This is a genomic window from Scytonema sp. PCC 10023, assembly GCF_963920835.1.
GTDB lineage: Bacteria > Cyanobacteriota > Cyanobacteriia > Cyanobacteriales > Nostocaceae > Kalymmatonema.
In genome coordinates this window covers 1-7,925 of record NZ_CAWUDP010000195.1, presented here as the reverse complement: position 1 = coordinate 7,925, position 7,925 = coordinate 1, and the positions used below count along the sequence as shown (strand labels likewise).

The window sequence follows — 7,925 nt, the reverse complement described above, 5'->3', positions numbered from 1 at the left end:
AATACTATGACTCACTCCATTTAACTGCGAAATTGTGTTTTCTAGTAATGAGTCTACAACGATTCATTGTGTGGCGATGGTGCAAAGTACGAGGGGCATCGCCTGTACGTTTTCTGGAAACTATGTTTGATATCAGTAGAATAATTATACAAATTGTATTTGCATACCCAACTCCCTTGGTGATTTAACGAATTTGATGGAATTCCCGCAACCAATGCGGTGGGGATGGATAGTCGGGAAATTGCTCGGACATCCATAAAGGATGTACCTCACAATTTCCAAATTTATCCAGATCTTACTTTACTGCTAACTGCATATAGTAGTAAAATTAACAAAACAAGGAGGTGATATTGAGTGCTACACAAAGCTGTACAGGTTCGTTTATATCCATCAAAAGAACAACAGATACAACTAGCTCAGACGTTTGGTTGTGCGCGTTGGTGGTGGAATTATGCTTTGAATAAATCTATTGAAGTTTATACAGAAACAGGGAAAGGACTTGGACAAGTGGCACTCAATGCACTATTGCCAAAACTTAAAAAAGAAAAAGATACGGAATGGTTGGCTGATTGTTATAGCCAGGTTTTGCAGGCTACAACACTCAATCTGACCACAGCATACAAAAATTTTTTTGATAAACGTGCTGGGTTTCCCAAGTTCAAATCCAAACATGGTAAACAGTCAATTCAGTATCCTCAAAACGTCAAAATAGTAGAGGGCAATGTCAAACTTCCAGGTAATATCGGAGTAGTCAAAGCCAAAATACACAGACCGATTTCGGGGAAAATCAAAACTGTTAGCGTTAGCAAAACGCCATCGGGGAAATACTTTGCATCTATCCTAACTGAAGTAGAATGTGAAAATTCATCTACAACAGAAGGTAAGATTTATGGCGTTGATTTAGGGTTGAAACACTTTGCTGTTGTCACAGACGGTAAAAAGGTGTCCAAATATGATAATCCTAAGCATCTTGCCAAACACGAGAATAATCTCAAGCGCAAACAACAAAAGCTAGCACGTAAACAAAAGGGAAGTAATTCACGCTACAGATATAGAAAAGTTGTTGCCAAAGTGTACGAACGCCTTAGCAACTCGCGGCAAGATTTTCTACATAAACTTAGTTACAAGTTGGTCAGCGATAGCCAAGCTGTCATAGTAGAGAATCTTCATGTCAAAGGCATGGTTCGTAACCATAACTTGGCGAAAGCAATCTCTGATACTGGGTGGGGAACATTCACCAACTTCTTAGCCTACAAACTAGAACGCAAAGGTGCAAGGTTGGTTGAAATTGATAGGTGGTTCCCTAGTTCCAAGCTCTGTTCTAAGTGTTTTTACCAAGTCAAAGAGATGTCGTTAGACGTAAGGGACTGGACTTGTCCGAACTGTGGCACTCATCATGACAGAGATGGAAATGCAGCCATCAATATTAGAGTAGAGGGTATCAGAATGCTAAAGGCGGAAGGTTCAGCCGTCTCTGCTGTAGGAGGGGAGGTAAGACCAAAGATGGGGCGAAAGTCTCATCTGAGGCACTCCCCTATGAGTACAGAAGCCCCGTCCACCGGGAGCGGCGGGGTAGTTCACTAGCCATGTCCAATCCTAAGTAGCTGTAAATCTTTACATTTCCCAATTGTCTTGCCTAGTACCCCAACTTGTGATATTAACATTACACATTCTGGACATTAGACTGAAGATAGGACATGGTCGTGCCGCGTCCTTACAGTTAATGCCGCCAAACGCTAAATAGGAGAATACATGGAACCGATTATTGCCATAGTCTTAGTCCTTATAGGATATGCATTAGGGTCTGCAAAACTTATTAATCAGGGGAATGAAGCCTTAGTTGAACGCTTGGGACAGTATCATCGGAAACTCAGACCAGGACTAAACTTCATTGTTCCCTTGCTAGATCAAATTGTGATGGAGGACACAACACGCGAGCAGGTTTTAGACATCAAGCCGCAGAATGTGATCACCAGAGATAACATCTATCTAGAAATAGATGGTGTCGTCTACTGGCGCATCAGAAATATAGAGAAAAGCTTTTACGAAATTGACGATCTCCAACAGGGGTTAGCAACCTTAACTACAACCACGCTTCGAGAAATGATTGCTCAAAACACCTTGGAGGAAACCAACTCATCCAGAGTGGACATGAACAGAACCTTATTGGAAGAGTTGAATCGGATAACGGAACAGTGGGGAGTTGAAATTCTCCGGGTAGATATTCAGAGTATTACACCGCCTGAGAGCGTACGCAGGTCAATGGAAGAGCAGCGCGCAGCTGAAATTAATAGCCGCGCTGCAATTTTAGAAGCAGAAGGGCAGCGACAAGCGGCAATTAAGAAAGCAGAAGGTACGAAAACCTCAATGCAAATAATTTCTGACGCTTTGCGTACCAATCCCGAAAGTAAGGAAATTCTGCGGTATTTGGTGGCTCAAGATTACATCAATGCCAGTTATAGACTTGGTGAAAGCGAGAATGCCAAAGTTGTCTTTGTAGACCCAGGCAAAGCTGGTGGCATGATGGATTTGATTTCCGAGTCAGTATCAGAAGAAGCTGGCAAGAGTACTGAAAATGGTTCTGCCTAATTTGGCAAGACTGACGAAGATTCTCGGAAGATTGCATCAGCAACCAAGGATACATCGCGCATTTCTTTAACATCGTGAACTCGGAGGATATCAGCGCCATTAAAGATAGCAGCACAACACGCCGCCGCCGTTCCCCAGACTCGGGCTTTCGGGTCTGGTTGATTTAAAATACGACCAATAAAACTTTTACGTGATGCTCCTACTAAAATCGGGCAGTTGAGTTGACGCAATTCGGATAAGCGGCGAAAAATCTCTAAATTTTGCTCGTAGTTCTTAGCAAAGCCAATACCTGGATCAATAATTATTTTTCCTTGATCAATACCCGCAGCCACTGCTGCGGCAATTTGTTTTGCCAAAAAACTAGAAATTTCCTGTATCAAATTCTGATAATTTGTGAATTGTGCCATTGTCTGTGGGTTTCCCCGGATATGCATCAATATAATTGGCACATTCATTGTCGCCATAGTGGACAACATTTCTGGGTCAAACGTACCGCCGGAAATGTCATTAACTATATCCGCACCAAATTCCACAGCAGCCTTGGCAACTGCTGCCCTTGTTGTATCTACAGAAATCGGTACTGGTATTTCTTTTCGTAGAACCTGTACAACTGACAGGACTCGGTCAAGTTCTTCTGCAACAGTGATTTGCTGCGCCCCTGGTCGAGTTGATTGTCCACCAACATCGATAATATCAGCACCACCTGCTATCATTGCTTGCGCCTGTGCTAAAGCAGCAGTGGTTGTATTGAATTTGCCACCATCACTAAAACTGTCAGGCGTGACATTGAGAACGCCCATGAGATATGTTCGCTGTCCCCACTCAAAACAGCGTTCTCGAATTATCAAATTGGGTGTCATAAGATTTACGCTTTAAACTTGTTCCTGGGCTGTAGCCTGGGAACGCTTGACTAGAGGCTCCGCCTCCAGATTACCGGATGACTTGTGCTATATTTTACACCATTGAGAGCAGAAAGCCCACTGGCTTTTAGCCGTGAGAGGCGTCAAATGAGACAGAGTCTCACTGTATGCATTCCCTGGCTGAGCCAGGGAACGAGAAAAACGAGAAAATGGTTGCTGAAAATTTACTTGTAGTTAACAATTTTGGCGAAACCTACAGGTTCTAAACTCGCTCCTCCCACCAAGACGCCATCAATTTCTGGTTCAGCCATGATTTCGTCTATAAGATTTGGCTTGACCGAACCACCGTATTGAATTGGCACACCAGGATTGCTCAACTGGCTGCGAATTAAGCCGATAATCCGGTTAGCTTCCTTGCATTCGCAAGTGTCGCCGGTGCCGATCGCCCAAATTGGCTCGTAAGCAATCACCAAATTCTCCTGATCCACATCCACTAAGTCTTTTTCTAATTGGGTGATAATAACTGATTCTGTTTCTCCCGCATCTCGTTGTTGTTTAGTTTCACCTACACATAGAATTGGGGTAAGACCAAACCGTTGAGCAGCTTTGAGGCGCAGGTTGACGGTATAATCCGTTTCCCCAAAGTATTGCCGGCGTTCGCTATGACCGACAATAACATAGCGCACCCCAATTTCCGTGAGCATCAGTCCGGAAATTTCACCGGTATACGCTCCACTCTCTTCCCAATGGACATTTTGCGCCCCTAATTGTACACGGCTTCCATGCAAATTCTTGGACAAAACGTTTAAATCGGTGAAGGGGACGCATAATACCACTTCTCGGTCTTGGGGGGTTTCGTCCAAGGTGGGCAGAAATCCTTCTAAAAACTCCAGGGATTCTGCCTGGGTTTTGAACATTTTCCAGTTACCGGCAATAACTATTTTTCGCACAGGTGATTTCGTCAAGATCCTAACGCTACTAGATGCATTTTTCAGTTTAGGACTTTTTGTTAGCCATTAGTTAATTGTTAGTTGTCAAAAAGTTTCACTAACCACCTGCTCACTTACTCATGTCCCCGCGTCCCCAATCTGCTGCTAAAAATTACTAGGATGGTAACGGGGTTTATTAAAATTTATCACCTATAAGTAACTTAAAATTTAAAATCCAAAATTGATATGACTTCGACATTCCCCGATCCACATCGTAGCGATTTGCCCAACACTGGCGAAAATCCTCTCAATTGGGAGGAAGAACTCGATAGCGCGATTTTCACTTTTGAAGATATTCAGGCAGAACTCAATTATAAACAGGCACGAACGGCACTACAACATTTGGTAGCTCATCTTGACCTCACTCAAGAGGAAAAAAACGGACTTGAGACGGAAATCGCCGATTTGGAAACAATGCTCTCGAAGTTAGAGCGTATGGTGGTGCAGATAGCTGCCTTTGGTATGGTAGGACGGGGTAAATCATCCCTACTCAATGCTTTGGTGGGACAACCAGTGTTTGAAACGGGTCCGTTGCACGGTGTCACCCGCAATGCTCAAACAGCAAGTTGGAGTATTACTGAAGAAGCAATTGGGGAAACAGAACGTGCTTTACGAGTGACTTTATCGGGAACTGGTCAATCTCAAGTGGAATTGATAGACACCCCAGGGTTAGACGAGGTAGATGGTGAAACCCGCACCGCATTAGCTCAACAGGTGGCAAAACAAGCAGATCTAATTCTGTTTGTGATTTCTGGCGACATGACGAAAGTTGAACACGAAGCCCTTGCCCAGTTACGAGAAGCGGGTAAACCGATCTTGCTAGTGTTTAACAAAGTAGACCAGTATCCCGAAGCAGACCGGATGGCAATCTATGAAAAAATCCGGGATGAGAGGGTGCGGGAATTACTTTCACCCGATGAAATTGTCATGGCAGCAGCATCCCCGTTGGTGAGGACAATGGTTCATCGTCCTGACGGCACCAGAGGTGTGCAGGTGCGTACAGGAACTGCCCAAGTCGAAGAACTGAAGCTGAAAATTTTGGAAATTCTCCACCGCGAAGGTAAAGCTTTGGTTGCCCTCAACACCATGCTGTATGCTGACAACGTCAACGAACAATTGGTGCAGCGAAAACTGAATATTCGAGACACAAGTGCTAATCAGTTGATTTGGAAAGCGGTGATCACTAAGACAATGGCGATCGCTCTCAATCCTGTCACAGTTGTGGATATTCTCAGTGGTGCAGTCATAGATATCGTTCTTATCCTCGGTCTCTCCAAACTTTATGGCATTCCCATGACCGAAGCCGGAGCCGTAAAATTATTACAAACAATTGCCTTCAGTATGGGTGGTATCACTGCTAGCGAACTGTTGGCAAATTTGGGCTTGAGTTCTCTGAAAACATTACTCGGTCTATCTGCACCTGCTACTGGGGGCGCGTCTTTGGGTGCTTATGTGTCAGTAGCGCTGACTCAAGCTGGTGTGGCAGGCGTTTCTTGCTATGGTCTTGGGTATGTAACCAAAGCATATTTAGCCAATGGAGCAACATGGGGACCAGATGGTCCTAAAGCTGTCATTAGTAAAATTTTGGGAACGCTTGATGAAGGTTCAATTCTCAACCGCATCAAGGATGAATTGCGATTAAAGATAAAAGATAAAACGACAAAATAATTGCTTGAAGCATAAGATACTGCTTTCCTAATTTTCACCAATAGCTAATCTCTTGAATCAATACATAGCTATGCAACCCGATTTACAAGGCTTATATATTACACAAGATGACTTAAAACAAATAGTTGGTCTGAGCCCTAGAGATTTGAAAGCTTATGAAAAATTAAAATACCCACGTTTAGCACTTGTATCACTTTTAGGCGAGTATGTTCAGCAGATATTGTTTTTTGGCTGGGGATTAATTCCTATTGCTTACTTGATTAAGTGGAGATTGTTCAGAGAAAGTCAGAAAAATCTTCTTAAGGAAATTGATAATTATAATGCAGTGTTAAAAGCAATAGATATTAATGACCAGCTAGAAGCTGCCGGAAACCAAGGAGTGAGTTTAACTGAGCGAGAAAAAGTCATCGCCCTACTAAAAACCACAAGACGTAATTTAATTTGTGCGTTAAAAACAGAGCGTATTTTGAGAAAAAATAAGGAATTCATTGCTGGAAATACGGAAGTTTTGGAGAGCAATGTAAGTGCTATGCAAGCATTACAAGTCAGCCATGAGGCGAGAGAATATGCACAACGACTTGATGAAGCCTTAAAAATTGCACAAAATGTGCAACTAGAAATGAGAAAATTAGAAGAGGATTAAAAGCAATCCGAGGTGCTAGCAAGTGCCATTATTGTCTTTAGAGCTTAGCTACAATAATATCTAGAGTTTGTTTGTCATAAATTTTACTATAGATTACCACCTAAAATTAGGATACAACATATACGCAACTAGTCCAATGATAGGAGTATCAACCTGTGCAGCCGGACTTAATGAGCCTGGAAATTACGAAGGGAGAACTGAGACGCCTGATTGGGCTAAATCCAGATGATGTCTTGCGACCTTCTATTATGAAAAATCGCGAGAAGCGATTGAGTTTTTTTATGAATGAGATGATTGTAGCAGTCGCACTGACTCCAATCATTGTCGGGTTGATTTATGGGTTTATCATTCTGCCAACAATTGGTTCCTCAATTCTGCTAGGAATCATTTTACTTATAACCGTGCCACTTGCTGTCATAGTTGGGCGCTGGTTTTGGCGGCGTTTAACCTGTCCCAAAACACTAATAACACTGTTAGATGAAGTTGATCAATATCATGCTGTAATCAAAGCGATAGATATTCATGACGAACTTGCAACATCTGGAAACACCGAAACTAGTATAACTGATAGAGAAAAAGTTGTAGCTGCTCTGCAACTTATTAGAGAAGATTTAGTTCGCGCTTTGAAAACAGAACGAATTTTAAGAGATAATAAAAAGTTACTGACTAATAACCAAGAGTTACTTGTCAATAATTTAACAAAATTACAAAGTCTGCAACTTAGCCCTGTTTCAGGCGAGTATGCTCAACTGCTAAATCAATCATTGCAGATTGCTCTTGATGTGCAAGCACAAGTAAGAAAAATACAGTCGTCCCATTGACTTAAAAATGACCAACAAACCAAAAATAATTGTCTTAGATGATGACCCTACGGGGTCTCAAACTGTCCACAGTTGCTTGCTGCTTATGCATTGGGATGTGGACACCTTACGCTTGGGATTGCAGGATGATTCACCCATTTTCTTTGTGCTAACAAATACAAGAGCCTTGCCCCCAGAAAAAGCTGCATCTATTACTAGAGAAGTTTGCCAGAACCTGAAACAAGTGGTCTCTGGAGATGAGGGAGATGAGGAGGATGAGGGAGATGAGGAGGATGAGGGGGATGAGGGAGATGAGGGGGATGAGGGAGATGAGGGGGATGAGGGAGATGAGGGAGATGAGGGAGATGAGGGAGAT

7 protein-coding genes and 1 pseudogene are annotated in these 7,925 nt (G+C 42.8%); 6 read left to right on the top strand and 2 right to left on the bottom strand.

Going from position 1 to position 7,925, the window contains the following annotated elements:
* The first annotated feature begins 354 nt into the window (after positions 1-354).
* Together ACM0OZ_RS47075 and ACM0OZ_RS47070 are read left to right on the top strand one after the other, a co-directional pair.
* Positions 355-1,584 carry an RNA-guided endonuclease TnpB family protein gene (locus tag ACM0OZ_RS47075; RefSeq protein ID WP_414589858.1) on the top strand — a complete coding sequence of 410 codons (1,230 nt, stop codon included), beginning with the start codon at positions 355-357 and terminating at the stop codon, positions 1,582-1,584.
* A gap of 168 nt (positions 1,585-1,752) precedes the next feature.
* Positions 1,753-2,589 (top strand): SPFH domain-containing protein, encoded by an 837-nt coding sequence (locus tag ACM0OZ_RS47070; protein WP_414589857.1) that lies wholly within the window; start codon positions 1,753-1,755, stop codon positions 2,587-2,589.
* Here the strand turns inward: ACM0OZ_RS47070 and folP are convergent.
* Together folP and tpiA are read right to left on the bottom strand one after the other, a co-directional pair.
* Entirely contained in the window at positions 2,586-3,449 is an 864-nt protein-coding gene (folP, locus tag ACM0OZ_RS47065) for a dihydropteroate synthase (RefSeq protein ID WP_414589856.1), read from the bottom strand. The two genes, ACM0OZ_RS47070 and folP, sit on opposite strands and share 4 nt — an antisense overlap.
* Before the next feature lie 224 nt (positions 3,450-3,673).
* Positions 3,674-4,399 carry a triose-phosphate isomerase gene (gene tpiA / locus ACM0OZ_RS47060; RefSeq protein ID WP_414589855.1) on the bottom strand — a complete coding sequence of 242 codons (726 nt, stop codon included), beginning with the start codon at positions 4,397-4,399 and terminating at the stop codon, positions 3,674-3,676.
* A 225-nt stretch (positions 4,400-4,624) separates the two neighbouring features.
* Between tpiA and ACM0OZ_RS47055 the strand changes: the two genes are divergently transcribed.
* From ACM0OZ_RS47055 to ACM0OZ_RS47040, 4 genes and pseudogenes are all read left to right on the top strand, one after another.
* Positions 4,625-6,106, top strand: a complete 1,482-nt coding sequence (locus ACM0OZ_RS47055) for a GTP-binding protein (RefSeq protein WP_414589854.1) — start codon at positions 4,625-4,627, stop codon at positions 6,104-6,106.
* 70 nt (positions 6,107-6,176) lie between these two features.
* Positions 6,177-6,749: a hypothetical protein gene (locus tag ACM0OZ_RS47050; protein ID WP_414589853.1), complete on the top strand. Its 573-nt coding sequence runs from the start codon at positions 6,177-6,179 to the stop codon at positions 6,747-6,749.
* A 155-nt stretch (positions 6,750-6,904) separates the two neighbouring features.
* Entirely contained in the window at positions 6,905-7,570 is a 666-nt protein-coding gene (locus ACM0OZ_RS47045; protein WP_414589852.1) for a hypothetical protein, read from the top strand.
* A gap of 7 nt (positions 7,571-7,577) precedes the next feature.
* A pseudogene (locus ACM0OZ_RS47040) lies at positions 7,578-7,808 on the top strand (four-carbon acid sugar kinase family protein); the annotation flags it as partial.
* Positions 7,809-7,925 lie beyond the last annotated feature (117 nt).

Excerpts from the sequence above, each read along its gene's own strand:
- ACM0OZ_RS47070 (WP_414589857.1), top strand. The coding sequence starts at position 1,753 with ATGGAACCGATTATTGCCATAGTCTTAGTCCTTATAGGATATGCATTA.
- folP (WP_414589856.1), bottom strand. The coding sequence starts at position 3,449 with ATGACACCCAATTTGATAATTCGAGAACGCTGTTTTGAGTGGGGACAG.
- ACM0OZ_RS47055 (WP_414589854.1), top strand. The coding sequence starts at position 4,625 with ATGACTTCGACATTCCCCGATCCACATCGTAGCGATTTGCCCAACACT.
- ACM0OZ_RS47050 (WP_414589853.1), top strand. The coding sequence starts at position 6,177 with ATGCAACCCGATTTACAAGGCTTATATATTACACAAGATGACTTAAAA.